The organism is Chelatococcus caeni (genome assembly GCF_014196925.1).
Taxonomy (GTDB): domain Bacteria; phylum Pseudomonadota; class Alphaproteobacteria; order Rhizobiales; family Beijerinckiaceae; genus Chelatococcus_A; species Chelatococcus_A caeni.
Genome location: NZ_JACIEN010000001.1, coordinates 417,192 through 437,039, shown reverse-complemented (window position 1 = coordinate 437,039; position 19,848 = coordinate 417,192). Strand labels below are relative to the sequence as shown.

The following is a 19,848-nucleotide window of genomic DNA, read 5'->3' as shown; positions in this document are numbered from 1 at the left end:
CCGGAAAGGCGCCTGCGGAGCGGTTGACGAGGGGGGCCTCGGCGGGCTGGTATGCCCCCCTCCCCCGGCGGCCTCACGCGACGAGATCCGTGCCTGCGATCCTGTGCATCCTCATGACCTTCGCCATCGGCGCCCTCACCGGCGTCCTGAGTGCGGACTGGGCGACATCCGGCCGCCCACCGCTCGGCGCCTTGTCGGTCGGCTCCTGGGTCACGTGGCCTGCCCTCGGCGGGCGCGACGTCGATCCTTACGCACGCGCGATCACGGTGCGCTCGGGGGCGCTGCCGCTCGGCACCGGCGAAGGCCTCGAGTTCCTCGCCGCCTGGGATGACGCAGGGCGACCGCTACAGGCCGCGTGCAGCTACAGGGTCGGCGGCGCCATGCCGGCCGCCCGCGCCTGGACGCTCACCGTCTACGACACCGCCGGAAGGATGCACGGTCCGCGTGCCGGCCTCACCTCGGCGGAGGTGCTGCGGGCGCCGAGCGGCGAAGCGCAGATCGCGCTCTCGCGTCGCGTATCGCCGGGAAACTGGCTGCCTCTGCCGCCCGCCGGCCGCTTTGTCCTCGCCCTGCGGCTCTATGATTCGCCCCAGTCGGCCGATGCGGCGGCCATCGAGCCGGCGGCCATGCCGCGCATCGTCCGCGGAGACTGCACGTGAGACGCCTTGTCGGCTCCTTCGCGATCGCGCTCGCCGCCGGCCTCGTGCTCGGCGGCATGACGCATCTCGCCATCGTCCTCGCCATGCCGACGCTGGCCGGCAACAGCGCCTACGACCGCCATGCCGCGGCGCTCGCTCCCGGCGAGACGCGGCTTCTCACCGAGCAGGCGGATGATGGGGGCGTACCGTTTGCCGACCCCGCTGTGGCGATGGCGGTGTGTGCATTCGACATCACCGATGCGCCGCTGCGCGTCTCGGCGCCGATGCCGGAGGGCTTCGGCTCCCTCTCCGTCCACGGGCGCGACGGCACCGTCCTCTATTCCGTCACCGATCGCACGGCGGTGGACGGCGTCGTGTCCCTCATCGTGATGACCCGCCAGCAGCACGACGAGGCGCTGGCCACGGGGCGCGGTGACGAGGCGAGCCAGGAGCTGCGCTTCGTCTCGCCGCGAATGCAGGGGCTGGTGGTGGTGCGGGCGCTCGCCGCCTACCCGAGCGGCCTGCCCGAGGCGCGCGAGCGCGCGGCGGCGATGGAGTGCATGGGCGAAGCCGACTAGCCGGGCTCAGGATCCGCGGACGAGGCTGCGCCCGGTCCGCTGCGAGCGTCCCGGCGTCGCGCCGCCGCCAGAGCGGCCGGCGGGATCGGCATCGTCGCTGCCCCAGCGGCTGTAGCGCACGCCCGTGAACAGCAGGATCGTGCCGCACTCCTCCGGCGGAGCCGGTGCGCGTTCGAGGCGGCGTGCCATCGGAAAGGCGACGAGATTGTCTCCACTGTGGCCGGCGATGTCGCTCATTTCGCCCTCCAAGCCGGTTCGAGAATCCCCACGCCGACATCGTCGGCATTAAGCATTCGTCAAGGTTAACAAATCGTTGACGCGTCCTGCGCGACGGCCCGGCCCGCGATGGTTAACCCGACGCTAAGCAGGGGCTGCCATTATCGAACGCCGCGTTCACAGTTTTGTTTCACCCTCATGGACGAGTCTTCGCTGCGCGATCGTGATCTGTCGGGCCTGGCCGACCTCGCCGGCTCGGGCGCGGCCGAGGCTCGCCCGACGCTGCTGCGCGTCCATACACGGCTGTTTCTCGACGCCGCCTCCCATTCGGGCGACGACATCGTGACCTTCACCACATTGGCGTGCGGCCTCATCCCCCTCGTCGATGCCGATACCCGCGCCTTCGTGGCGCAGGCGCTTGCCGGCCATCCGGCTGCGCCAAGGGCGGTGCTCGAGACACTCCTGCGCAGCGGCGGCGATGCGGCGGCGGCCGTCATCGCGGCGATGCCTACCCTGCCGGACCGGTGGCGCGGGGAGGTGCTGGCGTCAGGAGACCGGCAGCTTCTTCCCGCTCTGGCGACGCGCGCCGACCTGCCGGCCGCTACTGTCCGGGAACTCGCCGCGCTGGGCGACGAAGCGATCATGCTGGCGATCGCGCGCAATACCGCCGCCCCCGTACCCGACGAGGTCTTGCGCGACCTGACCACGCGGGCGCGGCAGCACGCCCCCCTCGCCTGCGCCCTGCTCGCCCGCCCCGACCTGCCCGCACTGGACGCGGCGGCTCTTCTGCCCTTCGCTCCGGCCGGGCAGCGCAAGGATATTCTCGCGCGGCTTGCCGAACAGGCCCGCGTCGCGCCGCGCCGTACGCGCCCCGCCGGGTCGGCCGTGACCCGGGCGCTCATCGGCCATGCCTCCGATCACGACCGGCTCGGCTTCGGCGTCGTCATCGCGACGACGATCGGGCTCGATGCGGAAGGGGCCGCGCGGGTGCTGACGGACCCGTCCGGCGAGCTTCTGGCGCTGGCACTCATCGTCGCCGGCCTGACGCCGGACGAGGCGGTGCGCATCTTCCTCACCCTCGAACCCACCATCGCCCGTTCGGTGGAGACGGTCTTCACCCTCACGGAGCGCGTCCGCACCACCGATGCCGAAACCGCCCTCCTCGCGCTCGAAGCCTGCCTCGGCAGGCGCCTCGACCGTGCAGGCGGCCGCGGCACGAGCCACGTGCCGGCGATGGCGCCGTCGGGATCGCCGGAGCGCGCGGCGACGGACGCCTCGCAGCCCGCGAAGGTCGAAAGGGAACCGGTGCGTCGGCAGGGCTGACCGGCCTCGCGGCGCCCGGCGAAGGCCTCAGACTTCGACGACGTTCAGGAAATGGCGCCCGGCCCGGTCCTCGACCTCGACCACCCACAGGTCGGGATCGAAGGAGATCTCGCGCTGCAGCTTCTCCTCCGCCGCCAGCGCCGGGATGTCGCCCTTGAGCGGCAGCTCGATGAAGAGCCGGTCCGCGCCCCTGTCCTCGACGGCATATTGCGGCGCCGGGCCGAAGAGCCGCACCGAGCCGTCGAGCGCATCGAGCTTGATGAAGATGGCGCCGGCCTCCTCCGCACCGCGGCGGCGCAGATAGGCAAAGGCCCCCTCGATGCGGCAGCGGCGCATATAGGCCGAGACCCAGATGTCGCTGCGCAGCCGCACGCCGCTCACCGGCCGGCGTTGCCGGCTGCCGCCGCGAGCAGGGAGCGCATCTTGTCGGTGAGCTCGCCGGCCACGGGCAGGCCGCGGTCGCGCTCGAACTGCTCGATGGCCTGGCGGGTCTGGGGACCCCACAGGCCGTCCGGCGTCACGCCGTAGCCGAGCTTGGCGAGCGCCTTCTGCGCGTCGAGAACGGCCTTGTCGCCCCCACCGCCGCCGAGGCCCGTGCGGATGAGATCGCCGATCGGGTCGGCCGGCCGCGGGCGCGGCATCACCTCGCCGGTTCCTTCCATGAGATGCTGCGTGAGGGCCGAGGGGCGCGACGGCGGCGCGGGCTCCGCCACCGCGGGGGGCGCCGGCGCGGCCGTGTCGACGACGGCCGCGGGCTGCGGCGCGGTCCGTGCGGGCGGCGCCGTGCGCACAGGCCCTTCGCTTCCCCGCGCCGTGAAGAGCGGCGCGGGATGAGGGCGCGGCTGCAGGACGAGCGCATTGACCGCGACGGCGACGGCAAAGCCACCCGCCAGCACGACACCGAGGGTGCGGCTCGGGCGGTGCAGCACGAGCCCCATCAGGCGGCTGGCGAAGGCGTTTCGCCGCGAGGCGGCAACGATCCGCCCGCGCTGCTGCGTCCGCCCCTGCGGGCGCTCATAGAGCACGAAATCGTGGTCCGAACGGGCGAGGGCTTCACGCACTTTTCTTCATCTCTTCCTTGAAGGGGTGAACCGTGCCGCGCGGGCGGGCGATGGTCTCGACGGCAGCCGCCGGCGTCGGCCGGGCGCAGTGGCCGTCGCGCGGCAGCGAGACGGTCACCGTCGTGCCTTCGCCGCTGCGGCTCGCCACCTCGACCGAGCCGCCGTGCAGGGCCGCAAGCCCCTGCACCACGGAGAAGCCGAGGCCGGCTCCCTCGTGCGGCCGATCATAGGACGAATGCGCCTGAAAGAAAGGCTTGCCGAGCTGCGGCAGGTCGCTCTCCGCGATGCCGATGCCGGTATCGCTGACGACGAGCGCGACCTGCGCGCCGCGATGGGCGAGCCGCACCGCGACCTCCCCCTGCGGGGTGAACTTGAGCGCATTGGCGAGAAGATTGAGGAGGATCTGCCGGCAGGCGCGCGGGTCGGCCACGATCATGCACGCATCCGTGCCGATCTCGCGGCGGATGCACACCCCGGCCGCCCGGGCCTTGACCTCCATGAGGTCGCAGCAGTCGCGCGCGAGCGCGGCGAGGTCGAACGGCTCCGGCGCGATGGTGAAGTTGCCCGATTCGATGCGCGAGACGTCGAGCAGGGAATTGACCACGTCCAGCAGGTGCCGGCCGGACCCGGCGATGATGCCGGCATATTCGCGCCGGCGCGCCTCGTCCGCCGGGCACAGCGAATCGCTCGCCAGCATCTCCGAAAAGCCGATGATGGCATTGAGCGGCGTACGCAGCTCGTGGCTGACGACGGCCAGGAAGCGGTCCTTCGCCTCGCTCGCCGAAACGGCCGCGCGACGCGCTTCCTCGAGCTCGAGCTCGCGCTGGCGCTGGTCGCTCACGTCGCGCGTCACCGCGATCACGGCACAGCCGTCGGGCGCCTGCGCATCCGCCGGCGCGGCTCGCATCTCGACCCAGCGCACCGTGGGCGCGCCGCGCCCCTCGGGCGATGGCGTCATCAGGCGATAGCGGACCTCCACCGGCCGGGCCGTGTGGCGCGCATCCGCCAATGCCTTGAGGAAGGCGGGCCGGTCCGCCACGTGCACGCGCTCGAACAGGCCACGGCCGCCGAGGCCTTCCGGCGCCTCGCCGAGAAGGGCGCAGGCCGCCTCGCTGGCGAACACGACCTGCCCGGCCGTGTCATGCCAGGTGACGAGATCGTTCAGCGCGCCGAGGACGGCCCGGTCGCGCACGTGGCGCGCCATCTCGCGCCGCCGCCCCTCCCTGTCGCGTCGCTGGGCAAGGAGCACGAGGGCGGTGGTGTAGGCGATCGCCACGGCGGCCGCGAAGGGCCATCCGACCAGCGGGGACAGGATGCTGGCGGCGGGACCGGCGAGCGATTCGGCGGCGAGCACGACGCCGGCCGTCGCTGCCGCGATCGCCGCGGCGGCGAGGGCGGCGCCCCGCTCGCCCCAGGCGAGCGCCCCGAGGGGCATCAGCGGCAGGAAAATGAGCGCCGGCGAGGCCATCCCACCCGTGCCGCGGCTGACGGTCAGGATGAGGCCGGCGAGCGCCAGCGACGAAATGGCATGGGCGGGCAGCAGTCGCCCGGTGCGGGAGAGGACCGCGGCCGCGACGACCGGCAGGGCGAGGCTGGACAGGGCGAGCGCCGCCAGGGCCCCCGGCGCACCCCAGACGACGAGATAGACCGGCACGAGCGCAAGGGCGGCAAGGCCGGCGGCAAGGCGCGTCAGCATGAAGTCGACATGGCGCAGACGCGCGGCCTCGTCCTCGACCGCCGGGTGGACGAGGACGCCGATGCGCGCCCGAAGGATCGACAGGATCTGCGCTGCAGCCACTCTACACACGTCCGCACGAGGCCCCTCGCGCGCTCCTCCAACTCGTGCCCGCAGCTTGCCACCCCGCGATTAAGCGAACCCTAAAGGCCGAGCCGAAAATGCGCCGCCGCGACGGCTGGCCGCGTCACGCTTTTCCGGCGGAGGAAACCATGAATCGGTTGCGGGCTCACATCGCCGTTAACGAAGGGTGAAGATGCGTGAGGCCCTGCCCGACAAAGGATTGGCCGGCGCCGCGCAGCCCGTTGCAAGGCATGCCGCCGCAGCGCGGCCCAGGATCATTCAAATTGTAGCAATCCCGTTCACCCGCCCTTGCGGGCGCGGCGGCAGGCTCGGCGGATCAGCCGCGCGAGATGACGGACCCACGGCGACGGACGCACGATCCCATGACCTTCCTGCTGCGCAGCGCGCTCGTCATCGGCGTGATCTTCTTTCTCTCCCCCGTGCGCGAGGGAGCTGATGACGGACGTTCCGCCGCAACGCCGGGCTCCGAGCTTCCCTCCCCCGCCATCGCCGAAGCCCTGACCGGAGAGTTTGCGAAATCCGCCGATGCGGCACAGCGGGCGCTCGCCTTGTGGCAGATGCTCGACGACGACACCCGCCGCCGCCTCGTCGAGGCCCTGACCGGCCAGTCGGCCACGAAGGCTCCGCCGGCTGCCGGGCCCGACAGCCGCGACACCCTGAACGAGGGTGACCGCGGCGTTCCGTGGCGCGGCCCCGATGCCGGCCGGGGCTGATCCTGCGGCCGTTGTCGCCGCGCGCGACCCTGCGCACCGTGCAATCCGCCGCCGATCGTCTATATAAGTCTCGATGACAGAAAGCCGGCGCCGCATTGTGACGGACCGGGCGATGGACGATTGGTGATGCAGCCTCCTCTCGACGAGATCCTGGACAATTTCGAACTGCTCGACGAGTGGGACGACCGCTATCGCTATCTGATCGAACTCGGCCGCACGCTCGAGCCCCTGCCGGAGGCGGCGCGCACCGACGCCAACAAGGTGCGCGGCTGCGCCAGCCAGGTCTGGCTCGACACCCACGTGGTGCGCGAGCCGGGCCGCGAGCCGGTGCTCGACTTTCACGGCGACAGCGACGCCCATATCGTGCGCGGCCTCGTCGCGCTTGCCTTCGCGATCTTCTCCGGCCGCCCGGCCACGACGATCATCGACACGGATGCACTCGCCATCTTCAAGCGGCTCGGCCTGTCGGAGCACCTGACGCCGCAGCGTTCGAACGGCCTGCGCTCCATGGTCGAGCGCATCAAGAGCGAGGCCCGCGCCGCGCTGGCGACGGCCTGACGCATAGCGGCCTAGATCCGCGCACCGTCGTCACGCCACAGCCGCAGGGAGCGCGCCCGTGCCGCGCCGCGCACTTCGGCGGCGAGGCCGTAATGCTCCGCAAGCCGGACGAGGGCCATGCCGAGCACGAGCTTGGCGGAACGGGCCGGCCAGCCACGCTCGCGCTCCACCGTCTCGAGCCCCTTGAGAAAGCCGCAGACGTCGAGGAGCAGATCGGCGAATTCCGGCCCCACCGCCTTCATGGCGCGCTGAACGCGCTGGCGGGCGGCGATGACGGCGTCGCTGGCGCTGGCCGGATCGCGCATGCCCCCTGCCCCTTGCCCGCCGACCGGATCCCAGCGTGCGGTGACGCTCGGCAGGATCTGGCCCATGGTGATGTCACGCCGCAGACGCTCACCCGCCTCCAGCCCGGCGGCATCGACGAGCGGCGCGCCACCGCGACCGCGCCTTCGCGCCAGGGCCTGCAGGGGGCTTTCGGCCGCGTTCACGCGCAGCCGGCGTGCCTCGCCCGCCCCGGGCGACCGTTCGACCATCTCGACCATGTCGCGGTGCTGGGCCTGGAACCCCTCGGCGCCGCCGCCGGCGCGCAGGCGCGCGACGCGGGCACGGCCGGCCTCCGTCGCGACGAGCAGACGGTACCCGCGCGACGGCCGCTCCCAGCAGGCCAGGTCTTCTGCCACCAGCCGCTCGGCCGCCGCGATGGGCACGCGGCCCGCCCCGAGCGTGGTCCTGCCGCGCCGGGCATAGAGCGCGACGTGGCCGGGATCGTCCGTGCTCGCCCGGGCGAAGGCCTCCGCCGTGGCCAGGTGCAGGAGCAGCCGCCGGCCGGCGGCGCCCAGGTTCTCATCGTGTCGAGGCATGATCCATCCTTTCGCCAGGAGCCGGCGGCGCGTGCAACGACCGGAGCCGCGACACCGGGCATTGCGCGATCCACCATTCATGTTCACTATATGTTCTCATAACCGACCATCGCCGCCGCCCGCCCGAGGCCGGATATAAGGTATATATTCCTATTATCGCCAAGGCAAGGGCGCCGTGCAGGAAACGGCGCTCATCGCCAGCCTGACCAGGGGCTGCTTGCGGGCGCGCTTCCATCGTCCGCAAGGCGGCGCGAACCGTGCCTCGTGCAGCACAGAGCGCCAGCGAATTCGCCGGGCACTGCCGCAGGCAGTTGACAGGTCCGCTCGCGGGCGTGCTGTAGGGGACGTCATCCCTCCAGCAGCCGCACCTCATGCCGGGCACCGTTCTTCTTCTCTCTCAGGCGCTGATCTATTTCGGCGTGATGGCGGCCCTGTTCCGGCTGCGTCACCGGATGGGCCTCGGCGCCTTCCTGTGCGCCCTCGGCGTCATGCACTTCCTCGAGACCTATCTCGCGGCCGTCTTCTTCATCGAGCTGCCCTTCGGCCTCCTGTCGCCGGGCTCGACGGTCCTGTTCTCGGGCAAGCTGGCGATCATCCTGCTGTTCTACATCCGCGAGGACGCCGAGACGGTTCGCCAGCCGATCTACGGTCTCCTGATCGGCAACTTCCTGATGGTCGCCCTCGTGGCGACGCTGCGCCTTGCCGGCCCGCCCGTGCCCCTGCCCGGCTACAACCCCGATCTGGTGCTGATCGACCAGATGGGGGCGCTGATGATCTGGGGAACGACGCTGCTCTTCATCGATGCGATCGCGCTCATCCTGCTTTACGAGAAACTGCGCTCGCTGCTGAAGAACGCGGTCGTCCTGCGCGCCTGCGCCACCCTGGCGGTGATCCTGACCTTCGACCAGATCTTCTTCTTCATCGGGCTTCGTTTCGTGACGGGCACGCCCTTCGACGCGCTGATCGGCGGCTGGATCGCGAAGATGGGGGCGGCCGTCGTCTACAGCGGCCTGATCGGGCTATACCTCGCCTTCTTCGAGCGGAATGCGCGGAGCCTGGCGCCCCAGGCGATATCGGACATCTTCGACAAGCTGACCTATCGCCACAAATACGAGGAGCTCCTCGGCAAGACCCGCTACGACGCCCTGACCGGCGCGCTGACGCGGGAGCGATTCGAGACCCTGGGGCAGGTGATCCTCGGTCGCAACGCGGCAGCCCGGCGGCCCGTCAGCCTGGCCATTCTCGACGTCGACCATTTCAAGAGCATCAACGACCGCTACGGGCATGTCACCGGCGACGAGGTGCTGCGGCGTGTGGTCGCGTGCCTGCGGACGGAAATCCGGACCGAGGACCTCATCTTCCGCTACGGCGGCGAGGAATTCGTGATCCTCTGGGAAAACATGCCGCATGCGGCGGCCCTGGCCTCGGCCGAACGCATGCGCCTCTCGCTGCACCAGACGCTGGCGCGGGAATTTGCGGCTGCGCCGACGGTCAGCTTCGGCATCGCGACCTTTCCCGACGATGCGAGCACCATTCGCGACCTCGTCGCCCATGCCGACGGGCATCTCTACGAAGCGAAGCGGCAGGGCCGGGACCGGGTGATGGGCAATCATCCCATCGCCCAGGAGCATGGGGCCTGAAGGCGGGCCGTGGCCCGCCTCCGGCGGACAGGAGAACACGGGCGCCAAAAGAAAACGGGGCAGCCTGCGGCTGCCCCGTCATTCGTTCTCCCGACCGGCCCGCGGCGAGGCGGAGCCTGATCAGCCGCGGCTCGAGGTGCGGCGCTTGCGGCGCTGCTGGCCGAGGCCCATCTCCTTGGCGAGTTGCGAACGCGCCTTGGCGTAGTTCGGCGCCACCATCGGATAGTCGGCCGGCAGGCCCCACTTCTCGCGGTACTGCTCCGGCGTCATGTTGTACTGCGTGCGCAGGTGACGCTTGAGCGACTTGAACTTCTTGCCGTCTTCCAGGCAGATGATGAAGTCAGGCGTAACCGACTTCTTGATCGGAACGGCCGGCTTGGGCGCCTCGACCGGCGCCTCGACGATACCGCCGGCGACGCGCATCAGCGCGCCGTGCACTTCGCCGATCAGCCCGGGCAGGTCTGCGGAGGCGACAGAATTGTTACTCACGTAGGCGGAAACGATATCGGCCGCGAGCTCGATATAGTTCGCTGACGCTGCATTGTCGTTCATTGAACCCGAATTCCTCTTTTTATCCCGATCGTCCGGATACCAGCCAAGTGCGGCAGGTAACCGGTGACAACACCAAACCGCCCACCGTGGCGCCGGCGAGAGTTGAACAGTCGCCCCGCGAACACTGGCATCTTCGTGTTCCAATCACACTCATGAAGTATGGCAAAGTTGAGAATTTCGCAAGACAAGTTTTTCACTTCTTCGAAATTCTCGTAATCAGGCGCACCTGCGTGAACAACCCTGAATAGCTGAAGCTCCCGAATGCGCGCGCGCCCCGCGCGTGCGCTATCCTGCCTCCGAGCATTGCGATCTTTGCGCGCGCCGGCTTGCGCCGGCCTTGGCCTCTGAACATATCGTCAGCGCAAACAGGAAGGGAAAACCCATGCCAGCACTGGCCCGCGGCGGCAAGATGGAGAAGAGTGCGGCGCAATGGCGCGCCAAATTCTCGCCGGAGCGGTACCGCATCGCTCGTCTCGGCGGCACGGAACCGCCGTTCTCGGGCCCCCACGACGACGAGAAGCGGCCGGGTTTCTACCGCTGCGTCTGCTGTGGCGAGGTGTTGTTCGCCAGCAATGCCAAGTATGCGTCAGGCTCCGCCGTCGCCGAGGCACTTGATCACAAGCTTGCGATGTCGCGCAGCGAGACCCGATGCGCCCGGTGCGGCGGCCGTCTCCGGCCCGTCGTCCCGGACGGACCTCAGCCGACGGGCCAGCGCTGTCGCACCAACGGCGGCGCGCTTGCCTTCGAGCCCGAAGGGGACGACAGAGGGGCCGACGAGACGATATGGAACGAGCGATGACACAGCCCCTCCCGCCCCGCGCACAGGCCCGCCCCGTCACCCGGACCATCCACGGCACCGATGTCACCGACGATTACGGCTGGCTGCGCGCCGAGAACTGGCGCGACGTGCTGCGCGACCCCGCCCTCCTGCCGGCGGACATCCATGACCACCTCGTCGCGGAGAATGCCTATGCCGATGCGATCCTCGCCCCGGTCGAGGACCTGCGGCGGCGGCTCGTGGCCGAGATGCGCGGGCGCATCAAAGAGGATGATTCGTCCGTTCCGAGCCCGGACGGCCCCTACAGCTACTACGTGCGCTTCCGGGAGGGCGGGCAGCATCCGCTCGTCTGCCGCCAACCGCGCGACGGCGGCGAGGAGGCGGTCCTGCTCGACGCCGATGCGCTGGCGGCGGGCAAGGCCTTCTTCGACCTCGCCGAGGCGCAGCATTCGCCGAACCACCGCTTGCTCGCCTGGAGCGCCGACGAGACGGGCGGCGAACTGCACACCATCCGCCTGCGGGACCTCGAGACCGGCACGGACGGCGATGCCGCCGTCGAGCAGACCACCGGCGAAGTGGTCTGGGCCGGCGATTCGCGCAGCTTCTACTATGTGCGCCTCGACGAGAACCACCGGCCCTCGCGCGTCTTCCGCCACATCCTCGGGACGGATCCGGCAGGTGACGAGGAGATCTACCGCGAGGATGACGCTGGCTGGTTCGTGCACCTGTCGCGCACCCAGTCCGGCGCGTTCGGCCTCATCAGCGTCTCCGATCACGAGACGAGCGAGGTGCATCTCATCGACCTCGCCGATCCTTCCGCCCGGCCGCGCCTCGTCGTCGCCCGCGAGACGGGCCACCGCTACAGCGTGGAGCACGCGGGCGAGGACCTCGTCATCTCGACCAACGCGGACGGGGCGGAGGACTTCAAGCTGGTCACGACGCCGCTCGCCGCGCCCCGGCGTGAGAACTGGCGCGAACTGGTGCCGCATCGGCCGGGCATCATGCTGCTGAAGCACACGGCCTTCCGCGATTTCCTGGTGCGGCTCGAGCGCGAGGACGCCAATCCGCGCCTCGTCGTGCGCGCGCTCGCCACGGGCGAGGAACACGCCATCGCCTTCGACGAGCCGGCCTACGGCCTGCGCTACGAAGCGGGCCACGAATACGACACGTCGGTCGTGCGCTTCACCTATTCCTCGATGACGACGCCGGCGGAGACCTATGCCTACGACATGGCGAGCCGCGAGCGGCAGCTCATCAAGCGCCGCGAGGTGCCGTCCGGCCACGATCCGGCCCGCTACGTGACGAAGCGCCTCTTCGCCACCGCCGCGGACGGCGAAACCGTGCCGATCTCGGTGCTGCACCGCCGCGACCTCGCGCTCGACGGCACGGCGCCGTGCCTGCTCTACGGCTATGGCGCCTACGGCATCGCCATTCCCGCCGATTTCGAAACCAACCGGCTGTCGCTGGTCGACCGCGGCTTCGTCTATGCGATCGCCCATATCCGCGGCGGCACCGAGAAGGGCTGGCGCTGGTACACGGATGGCAAGCGCGAAAAGAAGACCAACAGCTTCAGCGACTTCATCGCCGCCGGCCGGCACCTCGCGGCACTCGGTTACACGGCGCCGCGGCGGCTCGTCGCCCATGGCGGCAGCGCCGGCGGCATGCTGATGGGCGCCGTCGCCAACGACGCGCCGGACCTGTTCCGCGCCATCCTCGCCGAGGTGCCCTTCGTCGACGTGCTCAACACCATGCTCGACGACAGCCTGCCGCTGACGCCGCCCGAATGGCCGGAGTGGGGCGATCCGATTCGGGACGAGGCGGCCTTCCGGCGCATCCTCTCCTATTCGCCGTACGACCAGGTGCAGGCGCAGGCCTATCCCGCCATCCTCGCCGTCGCCGGCCTGTCGGACCCGCGCGTCACCTATTGGGAGCCGGCCAAATGGGTGGCGCGCCTGCGCGAGCGCATGACCGGCGGCGGCCCCATCGTCCTCCACACCAACATGGAAGCCGGCCACGGCGGCGCCGCCGGGCGCTTCGAACGGCTGGAAGAGGTGGCGCGGCTCTATGCCTTCGCCATCCTGCAGACGGGGGCGCCGCACGAAACGCCGGGCGCGTGACGAGCCGCCGCTCGATCGAAGCTCCGGCGGACGCGCAGCCTGTTCGCCGGGATTGAAGATTGCGCGCGACCGGGAGAACCTCTTCCCGGCGATTCCGGCTGTGGGGGAACTTGATGAACGAACAGGCAAGCGGGCTGCCCTATTGGCGCTGCGTCTTCTCGTTTCTTCTGGATTTCCTGACCGCCTTCTTCGGCCTCGGCATCGCCGTCGCCCTGTTCAGCGGCCGCGGCGTCGAGACCGAAGGGGCCAGCTTCAATTTCAATCTCTCCGGACTGTCGGCTGTGGTCTTTTTCCTGCTCTTCTTCGGTTACTTCATCATCTTCAACAGGTTCCTGGGCGGAACGATCTGGCGCCGCATCCTGGGCGTCGGGCCCCGCGCTTAGGCGGCGGCCGGTTCCCCCTGCCCGCCCCGAAAAGCGAGCAGGAGCCGGTGACGGCTCGCTCAGACGTGTGGAGATGTCAGACGCGTGGAGATGATGGAGAAAAACACCGGCTCCATCAGGGCGGCTGCTTTCAGCGCCGCCGGGGCCGGAAACCCGCGGGCAGGCCGATGCTGCCGTGCACGCAGCCGCAATCAAGCCAAGGCTTTTGGAAGAATGGTCGGAGTGGCAGGATTTGAACCTGCGACCCCCTCGTCCCGAACGAGGTGCGCTACCAGACTGCGCTACACTCCGACATGTGCCCGTCGGCAGGCGGTCTTATAGACTCGACGCCTGCGGCCGGCAAGCGTCCTTGCGCAACTTCTTTTCACGCATCCACATGCTGCAGTGGGGCAAGCGCTGCAAAGGCCGCTAAGCGGGCGCGGCCGCGGCCGCTTTTCCGCTTCGCCAGCCGCTTGTGGACAACGCCCGGCCGGCGCCATCCGCCCGGCCCGGCCGCCGCATCGGCGTTGCGTCACGCCGTCGCTCGAATTATGGTCCGCCCCGCCTGAGCGCTGTTGGGGCGTCGCCAAGTGGTAAGGCAGCGGTTTTTGGTACCGCCATTCGCAGGTTCGAATCCTGCCGCCCCAGCCAGATCTGCAATCAAATAGGCGCTGAAGCGTGATTATGCGGCCGGTCTGAAGCTTACCCGCAATCCCAGCGCGTGCGCGACTTTCACAATCGTGGCAAAGGTGGGATTGCCGTCTTCTGAAAGAGCCTTGTAGAGCCCCTCGCGGCTCAACCCGGTATCGCGCGCGAGCTGGCTCATGTTGCGCGCGCGGGCAACGACGCCGAGCGCACGCGCGATATAGGCGGGATCGTCGCCACCTTCCTCCATCACCGCTTCCAGGTAAGCAAGGATATCTTCGTCGTTCTTGAGATAGTCTGCCGTATCATATCGGCTGAAGGTCTCGCTTTTTCCGGAAAGCATCTTATTTCTCCAGTCTCTGATCACCCAAGACGCGGCCTTCAATCCTTCCACTGCGCGGCCATTTCCATAGCCTTGGCGATGTCAGCTCTTTGCGAAGACTTGTCACCGCCGGAAAGCAGGATGACAACAATTGGCCCTCTCTGCATGTAATAGACTCGATAGCCAGGTCCATAATCGATCCGCATCTCGGAAATGCCGCCTCCGACGGGTTTGACATCGCCGGGATTTCCACCTGCAAGTCGATCAAGTCTCGCCTGGATGCGTGCCACGGTCCGTCTGTCGCGCAAGCTACGGAGCCAGCGATCGAACGTGGCGCTCTTGATCAACTCGATCATATGTGAACTGTAGTTATCACCTCTCAGGGTGTCAACCGTGGTTATCAATCACGGTCGATATGCGACGCCTTCTCTCGCATCTCGTCCTGCGCATTTCATGTCGCCGACGCGAGGCGCAAAAGCTTCCCGGAGCATGAGGAACGCGGGCCAAACCGCAGCAGGTCCCGCCGCCGGACGGCGGGACCCAGGGACTCGCGTGGGCATCTGTCCTCAGGCTGCGGACCACGCCTTCTGCGCTTCGAGCTTCTTGACCTCGGCCTCGGCGCGCTGCGCGGCCGGGCGGCTGGCAAGCGGTCCGCAATAGGCCTCGAACTCGGGACGCCTCTCGATCATGCCGACCATCATGCCCCACTGCAGGTGGCTCGCGAGATAGAGGTCGGCCGCGCTGAAGCGATCGCCGGCGATATAGCGCCGCCCCTTGAGCGCGCCCGCCAGCGTGTCGAGAACCATCTCGTAGGAGCCGTAGCCGAAGCCGCGCTGCTTTTCCGGCGAGGGGTCCCATCCCTCGGAATGGTTGGAAACTGCGGGCTCGAGGCAGGCGGCGGTGAAGAACAGCCAGCGGAAATAGGCGCCGCGATGCTCGGGCGACGGCAGGAGGCCCGCCTCCGGAAACGCATCGGCGAGATAGGCGCAGATCGCGGCCGCTTCCGTGACGACCTCATCGCCGTGGACGATCGCCGGCACCTTGCCCATGGGATTGATGGACAGATAGTCCGGCGCCTTCATGGTCGTGCCGAAATCGAGCACCCTGACGGTGTAGGGGCAGCCGACCTCCTCCAGCATCCAGTGGACGATATAGCCGCGCGACTGCGGATTCGTGTAGAAAATCAATTCCTTGCTCATGGGGACCTCCTCGCGGTCTCTGGTGACGTCGGTTGACGTAGCCCCACGATAGGACGGCTTACTGACAGTTTTTGTCAGCAGCGTTTGCCGCCATTCCTTCATCATCTGCCGGCGCGGCCGCGGCGACCGGTCGGCGAGGATCTCAGCGGCGAGCATGCGATCGGCGCGGAAGCTGCGGTAGGCGTTGCGCAGCTCGCACCAGGCCACCAGCACTCGCTTCGTCTCGAAGAAGCCGAGCGTCACGGGCCACACGACGCGCTCGGATTTCGCGCCGGCTTCGTCGACATAGGTGAGCGCCAGCTTGCGCTCGGCATTGAGCGCCTGCCGCAGCAGCGAGAGCGCGACGCTTTTCGGGCGTTCCCAGCCGGGGCCGATGACGAGCGCATCGTCCTCCATGCGTTCACCGAGGTCACGCGGAAGGACCGCGGCGAGCTTGGCCATCGCATCGCGCGCCGCCGCGCCCATGCCCTCGTCCGTGCGCTGCGCCACCCATTTGAGGCCGAGCGCCAGCGCCTCGATCTCCTCGGCGGAGAACATGAGCGGCGGCAGCAGGAAGCCCGGCTTCAGGACATAGCCGACGCCCGGCTCGCCATCGATCTCGGCGCCCATGGCCTGCAGCGCGGCGATGTCGCGATAGAGCGTGCGCAGGCTGACGCCGGCTTCCTCGGCGAGCGCCGCCCCGCTCACCGGCCGGCGGTGACGGCGGAGCATCTGCAGCAGATCGAACAGGCGGTGCGTGCGCGACATGGCGCCAGCATAGCATCGATGCTGACGGTTTCTGTCAGCAGCGCCGCCGACGCCGCTTCGGTGTATCCAGGCCGACGGTGTCTGTCGGCCGACGTCAGGCGAAACAAACCCGTATATTTATCGAATCTCGGAACGACATAGCATTTGATCGGCTGAAGGGTTTTGACCAACGAAGCACGCTCGAAAGACGCGAGGTTTCATCGTCGTGTTCGCCGCGCTGATCGTGACGCTTCACTGGCTGCAGTCAACAACACCAGCACCGCAATAACGATTACAAGAACGGCGGCAACGCCGAACCACCCTGATGCGTGGGCTTCGACAATACCAATAATCTTAACGGCAATTTGAGGGGGGTCGGTCTTCACAAGTCGGTCCTCTCACCAAAATGATGATTCGAAACCGACAAGGGTTATAGGGCGCCACATCGGGGCATTCGTCAACATACGACGCCCCGCACGTCCACATTTTCCCGACTCCATGTTCCGCTTTCGTTCACGATCGGCGGACGCTCTGCCCCCCTGTGGGGCGAAAAATCCAGGACCTTGCCGCCGCTCCTACAGCATCACGCGCCGGTCGGTGTGGGCCGCTTCCGCGATGGCGTGGATCACGCGCTCGAAGGCGAGCGCGGCGACGAAATCCGGCTCCGGGCGGCCGCCTTCGGCGATGGCGCGCAGCAGGGTGGCGGCCTCGATGACCTTGAGGTCGTTGAAGCCGAGCTGGTGGCCGGCCGCCGGCACGAAGGCGCCGAAGGGCGGATGGGCGGGGCCGGTCAGGATGGTCTTGAAGCCCTGCTGCGCGCCCGGGCCTTCGTTCTCGTAGAGCTGCAGCTCGTTCATGCGCTCCTGGTCGAAGATCAGCATGCCCCTGGTGCCGTGCACCTCCCAGCCGAGCCGGTTCTTGCGGCCGAAGGCGCTGCGCGAGGTGGCGAGGCTGCCGTGAAAGCCGGCCTTGAAGCGCACGAGCGCGGTGGCGACGTCCTCGTTCTCCACCGCCGCCTCGCCCGACCCGTCGGCGAGCGGGCGCGTGCGGTGGATGGTCTGCATGTCGGCGACGAGGCTGTCGATCGGGCCGGCGAGGACGTAGGCCATGGAGACGAGATGGCAGCCGAGGTCGCCGAGCGCCCCGAGCCCGGCCTCGGCATGGCGCGCGCGCCAGGTCCACGGCAGGTCGGGATCGGCCTGATAGTCCTCGTCGACCCAGCCGCGGAAGTGGACGATGCGGCCGATGGCACCCTCCTGCACGAGGCGCTGCGCATGCATGAAGGTGGGGTTCTTGATGTAGTTGTAGCCGACGATGGTCTTGACGCCGGCTGCGCGTGCCGCCGCCGCCATCTCCTCGGCCTGGTGCAGCGTCAGCGCCATGGGCTTTTCGCAATAGACGTGCTTGCCGGCCGCGATGGCCGCCATGGCGATCTCGTGGTGCAGACGGTTCGGCGTCGTGATCGAGACGATGTCGACGGCGGGATCGGCGACGAGCGCGCGCCAGTCGTCGGTCGCGCGGGCGAAGCCGAACTGCCCGGCCATGGCCGCCGCCTTGTCGGCCGGCGTCTCGCACAGGAGCTCCAGCCGCGGCGTCGGCACGTCCCCCATCACCGCCTTGACCGCGCCGAAGGCGAGTGCGTGGCACTTGCCCATGAAACCCGTGCCGATGAGGCCGATGCCCAGGCTCTCCATTTTCAGGCTCCCCTCCCGAGGAAATGGAATATATATTCTATTCAATCGATGATTATAGAACGCCGGTTCTGTCAAGGGACAATGTCATGAAGAAGCCCGCCGCGCCCGCCTCCGTCGACGAGTTCCAGGAGCGGCTCGTCCAGATCGCGGACACGCTGCCCAAGCGCCTGCGCCAGTGTGCCGACTTCGTGGCGCACAACACGGACAAGATCGCCCTCTCGACCGTCGCAGAGCTGGCGGCGGGCGCCGGCGTGCAGCCATCCGCCTTCATGCGCTTCTGCCAGCTGCTCGGCTTTGCCGGCTTCAGCGACATGCAGCGCCTGTTCCGCGACAGCTACGGCCAGCGCTGGCCCGATTATGCCACGCGGCTCGACAACCTGCGCTCGGAGGGCGGGCAGAGCCCGGCGGCGCTGCTCGCCGAATTCATCGAGGCGGGCCGGCTGTCACTGGAGCGTCTGGCCTCGACCGTCGATTCGGAAGCGCTCGACGCCGCGGTGGCCGCCCTCGCCGCCGCCCCCACCATCCACGTCATGGGCATGCGCCGGGCTTTCCCCGTCGCCACCTATCTCAGCTACGCCTTCGAGAAGATGGACATCCCCTCCATCCTGCACGACGGCGTCGGCAAGCTGGGGCGGCGCCACGCCATCCGCCCGGGCGACGTCGTGATCGCCATTTCCTTCGCGCCCTATACGCAGGAGACGATCGACCTCGCCGTCTATGCGCGCGAGCGCGGCAACGAGGTCGTTGCCATCACCGACACCGTCACCAGCCCGCTCAGGCGCCTCGGCGTCCATGCCCTCAACGTCTCGGAGGTGGATGTCGGCTCGTTCCGGGCGCTGTCGGCCACGCTGTCGCTCGCCATCGCGCTCGCGGTGGCCGTGGGCGCCACGCGGCAATCGCGATGATATGGAATTTTTTTATTGCATTCTGATTTTTTTGGAACAAAATTTCTATCCAAGAGCCTGCGAGCCGGCCCGTCACGAATGGCGGCCGCAGCTCCCGGACGCACGTAGACGCCGCGCCAAGCGGGGCTGCGCCGGGCGGGGTCTTCCCGCGCAAGCTCGACGGACTGAGGCTTCTAAAGTCTGGGAGAGGAACCATGAGAAAGACACTTGCGGCGCTCGCCGTCGCGTCCCTTGCGCTCGCGGGCGGCCTGGCAGTGCCGGCTCACGCGGAGGGTGAGCGTTTCGTCTTCGTCAGCCACGCGCCGGACAGCGACAGCTGGTGGAACACCATCAAGAACGCGCTCAAGGTGGCGAGCAGCCAGATGGGCGTGACGGTGGAATACCGCAACCCGCCGACCGGCGACCTCGCCGACATGGCCCGCATCGTCGAGCAGGCGACCGCCTCGAACCCGGCGGGGATCATCTCGACCATCGCCGACTTCAACGTCCTCAAGGGGCCGCTCACCAAGGCGATCGAGCAGGGCATCCCGGTCATCACCGTCAACTCCGGCACCATCGAGCAGTCGAAGGAGATCGGCGCGCTGCTGCATGTCGGCCAGCCCGAGAAGGACGCGGGCTTCGCCGCCGGCGAACGCGCCAAGGCCGCCGGCGTCAAGAAGTTCCTGTGCGTCAACCACTACATCACCAATCCGGCCTCGGTCGAACGCTGCCAGGGCTTTGCCGAGGCGCTGGGCGTCGATCTCGGCAACCAGATGATCGACACCGGCCTCGACCCTTCCGAGGTCAAGAACAAGGTCTCGGCCTATCTGCGCGCCAATCCCGAGACCGACGGCATCATCGCCCTCGGACCCAACTCGGCCGAGCCGACCATCGCCGCGCTCAAGGAAAACGGCATGGCGGGGCAGGTCTTCTTCGGCACCTTCGACCTGTCGGCCGGCATCTCCGCCGCCATCAAGGACGGCACGATCGAATTCGCCATCGACCAGCAGCCCTACCTGCAGGGCTACCTGCCCGTCGTCCTGCTGACGAACCACGCCCGTTACGGCGTCATTCCGCCGAACGCGATCAACTCGGGTCCGGGCTTCATCACCAAGGACAACATCGCGCTCGTCGAGAAGCTCGCCGGCGAATACCGCTGAGGC

The 19,848-nt window shown here is 68.6% G+C and carries 21 protein-coding genes and 2 tRNA genes; 12 read left to right on the top strand and 11 right to left on the bottom strand.

All coding sequences use genetic code 11. From position 1 onward, the window contains the following. Positions 1-89 precede the first annotated feature (89 nt). Positions 90-659, top strand: coding sequence for a DUF1214 domain-containing protein (locus GGR16_RS02175; RefSeq protein ID WP_183315584.1), 570 nt, complete (start codon positions 90-92; stop codon positions 657-659). Continuing rightward, positions 656-1,216, top strand: a complete 561-nt coding sequence (locus GGR16_RS02170) for a DUF1254 domain-containing protein (protein WP_019400429.1) — start codon at positions 656-658, stop codon at positions 1,214-1,216. Before GGR16_RS02175 ends, GGR16_RS02170 begins: the two co-directional genes overlap by 4 nt. Before the next feature lie 6 nt (positions 1,217-1,222). Here the strand turns inward: GGR16_RS02170 and GGR16_RS02165 are convergent, their stop codons facing one another. After that, positions 1,223-1,453 (bottom strand): hypothetical protein, encoded by a 231-nt coding sequence (locus GGR16_RS02165; RefSeq protein ID WP_026014820.1) that lies wholly within the window; start codon positions 1,451-1,453, stop codon positions 1,223-1,225. 177 nt (positions 1,454-1,630) lie between these two features. Between GGR16_RS02165 and GGR16_RS02160 the strand changes: the two genes are divergently transcribed. Beyond that, positions 1,631-2,755: a DUF2336 domain-containing protein gene (locus GGR16_RS02160; RefSeq protein WP_183315583.1), complete on the top strand. Its 1,125-nt coding sequence runs from the start codon at positions 1,631-1,633 to the stop codon at positions 2,753-2,755. 27 nt (positions 2,756-2,782) lie between these two features. Here GGR16_RS02160 and GGR16_RS02155 read toward each other — a convergent pair whose 3' ends face one another. Genes GGR16_RS02155 through GGR16_RS02145 form a run of 3 tightly spaced genes read right to left on the bottom strand, consistent with a single transcriptional unit; the run spans position 2,783 to position 5,614 of the window. Beyond that, complete coding sequence (locus GGR16_RS02155; RefSeq protein WP_026014821.1) at positions 2,783-3,127, bottom strand: DUF1491 family protein; 345 nt, start codon at positions 3,125-3,127, stop codon at positions 2,783-2,785. A gap of 5 nt (positions 3,128-3,132) precedes the next feature. Next, a complete protein-coding gene (locus GGR16_RS26485; RefSeq protein ID WP_183315582.1) occupies positions 3,133-3,816 on the bottom strand; it encodes a peptidoglycan-binding protein in 684 nt (227 codons plus the stop codon). Beyond that, the gene (locus GGR16_RS02145) at positions 3,809-5,614 is read right to left on the bottom strand and encodes an ATP-binding protein (protein ID WP_183315581.1); all 1,806 of its coding nucleotides are present in this window, start codon (positions 5,612-5,614) and stop codon (positions 3,809-3,811) included. Before GGR16_RS02145 ends, GGR16_RS26485 begins: the two co-directional genes overlap by 8 nt. 383 nt (positions 5,615-5,997) lie before the next feature. Between GGR16_RS02145 and GGR16_RS02140 the strand changes: the two genes are divergently transcribed. Next, positions 5,998-6,348 (top strand): hypothetical protein, encoded by a 351-nt coding sequence (locus tag GGR16_RS02140; protein ID WP_183315580.1) that lies wholly within the window; start codon positions 5,998-6,000, stop codon positions 6,346-6,348. Between the two features lie 126 nt (positions 6,349-6,474). Next, positions 6,475-6,906: a SufE family protein gene (locus GGR16_RS02135; protein WP_183315579.1), complete on the top strand. Its 432-nt coding sequence runs from the start codon at positions 6,475-6,477 to the stop codon at positions 6,904-6,906. Positions 6,907-6,917: 11 nt separating this feature from the next. Here GGR16_RS02135 and GGR16_RS02130 read toward each other — a convergent pair whose 3' ends face one another. Continuing rightward, positions 6,918-7,766, bottom strand: a complete 849-nt coding sequence (locus GGR16_RS02130) for a DUF6456 domain-containing protein (protein ID WP_019400437.1) — start codon at positions 7,764-7,766, stop codon at positions 6,918-6,920. A gap of 371 nt (positions 7,767-8,137) precedes the next feature. Here GGR16_RS02130 and GGR16_RS02125 point away from each other — a divergent pair, with 371 nt between their 5' ends. After that, on the top strand, positions 8,138-9,406 hold the full coding sequence (locus GGR16_RS02125) for a GGDEF domain-containing protein (protein ID WP_183315578.1): 1,269 nt from the start codon (positions 8,138-8,140) through the stop codon (positions 9,404-9,406). Positions 9,407-9,526: 120 nt separating this feature from the next. On the opposite strand, the gene GGR16_RS02120 is transcribed toward GGR16_RS02125, so the two are convergent. Further along, the gene (locus GGR16_RS02120; RefSeq protein ID WP_019400439.1) at positions 9,527-9,958 is read right to left on the bottom strand and encodes a Ros/MucR family transcriptional regulator; all 432 of its coding nucleotides are present in this window, start codon (positions 9,956-9,958) and stop codon (positions 9,527-9,529) included. Between the two features lie 382 nt (positions 9,959-10,340). Between GGR16_RS02120 and msrB the strand changes: the two genes are divergently transcribed. The 3 genes from msrB to GGR16_RS02105 all read left to right on the top strand — a co-directional run bounded on the left by msrB (position 10,341) and on the right by GGR16_RS02105 (position 13,236). Further along, complete coding sequence (gene msrB, locus GGR16_RS02115) at positions 10,341-10,757, top strand: peptide-methionine (R)-S-oxide reductase (protein ID WP_183315577.1); 417 nt, start codon at positions 10,341-10,343, stop codon at positions 10,755-10,757. Next, entirely contained in the window at positions 10,754-12,853 is a 2,100-nt protein-coding gene (locus GGR16_RS02110; protein WP_183315576.1) for a S9 family peptidase, read from the top strand. The genes msrB and GGR16_RS02110 overlap by 4 nt, the downstream gene beginning before the upstream one ends. Before the next feature lie 113 nt (positions 12,854-12,966). After that, positions 12,967-13,236 (top strand): hypothetical protein, encoded by a 270-nt coding sequence (locus GGR16_RS02105; RefSeq protein ID WP_183315575.1) that lies wholly within the window; start codon positions 12,967-12,969, stop codon positions 13,234-13,236. A gap of 214 nt (positions 13,237-13,450) precedes the next feature. Here GGR16_RS02105 and GGR16_RS02100 read toward each other — a convergent pair. After that, positions 13,451-13,527, bottom strand: a tRNA-Pro gene (locus GGR16_RS02100). Positions 13,528-13,791: 264 nt separating this feature from the next. Here GGR16_RS02100 and GGR16_RS02095 point away from each other — a divergent pair. Then, positions 13,792-13,866: transfer RNA gene (locus GGR16_RS02095), tRNA-Gln, on the top strand. 31 nt (positions 13,867-13,897) lie between these two features. Here GGR16_RS02095 and GGR16_RS02090 read toward each other — a convergent pair. The 4 genes from GGR16_RS02090 to GGR16_RS02075 form a co-directional block, all read right to left on the bottom strand. Further along, positions 13,898-14,203 (bottom strand): addiction module antidote protein, encoded by a 306-nt coding sequence (locus tag GGR16_RS02090; protein WP_019400443.1) that lies wholly within the window; start codon positions 14,201-14,203, stop codon positions 13,898-13,900. A 38-nt stretch (positions 14,204-14,241) separates the two neighbouring features. Continuing rightward, positions 14,242-14,538, bottom strand: a complete 297-nt coding sequence (locus GGR16_RS02085) for a type II toxin-antitoxin system RelE/ParE family toxin (protein WP_026014823.1) — start codon at positions 14,536-14,538, stop codon at positions 14,242-14,244. A gap of 210 nt (positions 14,539-14,748) precedes the next feature. Further along, entirely contained in the window at positions 14,749-16,128 is a 1,380-nt protein-coding gene (locus GGR16_RS02080) for an HTH domain-containing protein (protein ID WP_183315574.1), read from the bottom strand. A gap of 554 nt (positions 16,129-16,682) precedes the next feature. Further along, entirely contained in the window at positions 16,683-17,801 is a 1,119-nt protein-coding gene (locus GGR16_RS02075; protein WP_183315573.1) for a Gfo/Idh/MocA family protein, read from the bottom strand. 86 nt (positions 17,802-17,887) lie between these two features. On the opposite strand from GGR16_RS02075, the gene GGR16_RS02070 reads away from it, so the two are divergent. Next, positions 17,888-18,706 carry a MurR/RpiR family transcriptional regulator gene (locus tag GGR16_RS02070; RefSeq protein ID WP_183315572.1) on the top strand — a complete coding sequence of 273 codons (819 nt, stop codon included), beginning with the start codon at positions 17,888-17,890 and terminating at the stop codon, positions 18,704-18,706. 194 nt (positions 18,707-18,900) lie between these two features. Further along, complete coding sequence (locus tag GGR16_RS02065; RefSeq protein ID WP_053193775.1) at positions 18,901-19,845, top strand: sugar ABC transporter substrate-binding protein; 945 nt, start codon at positions 18,901-18,903, stop codon at positions 19,843-19,845. Positions 19,846-19,848: the final 3 nt, after the last annotated feature.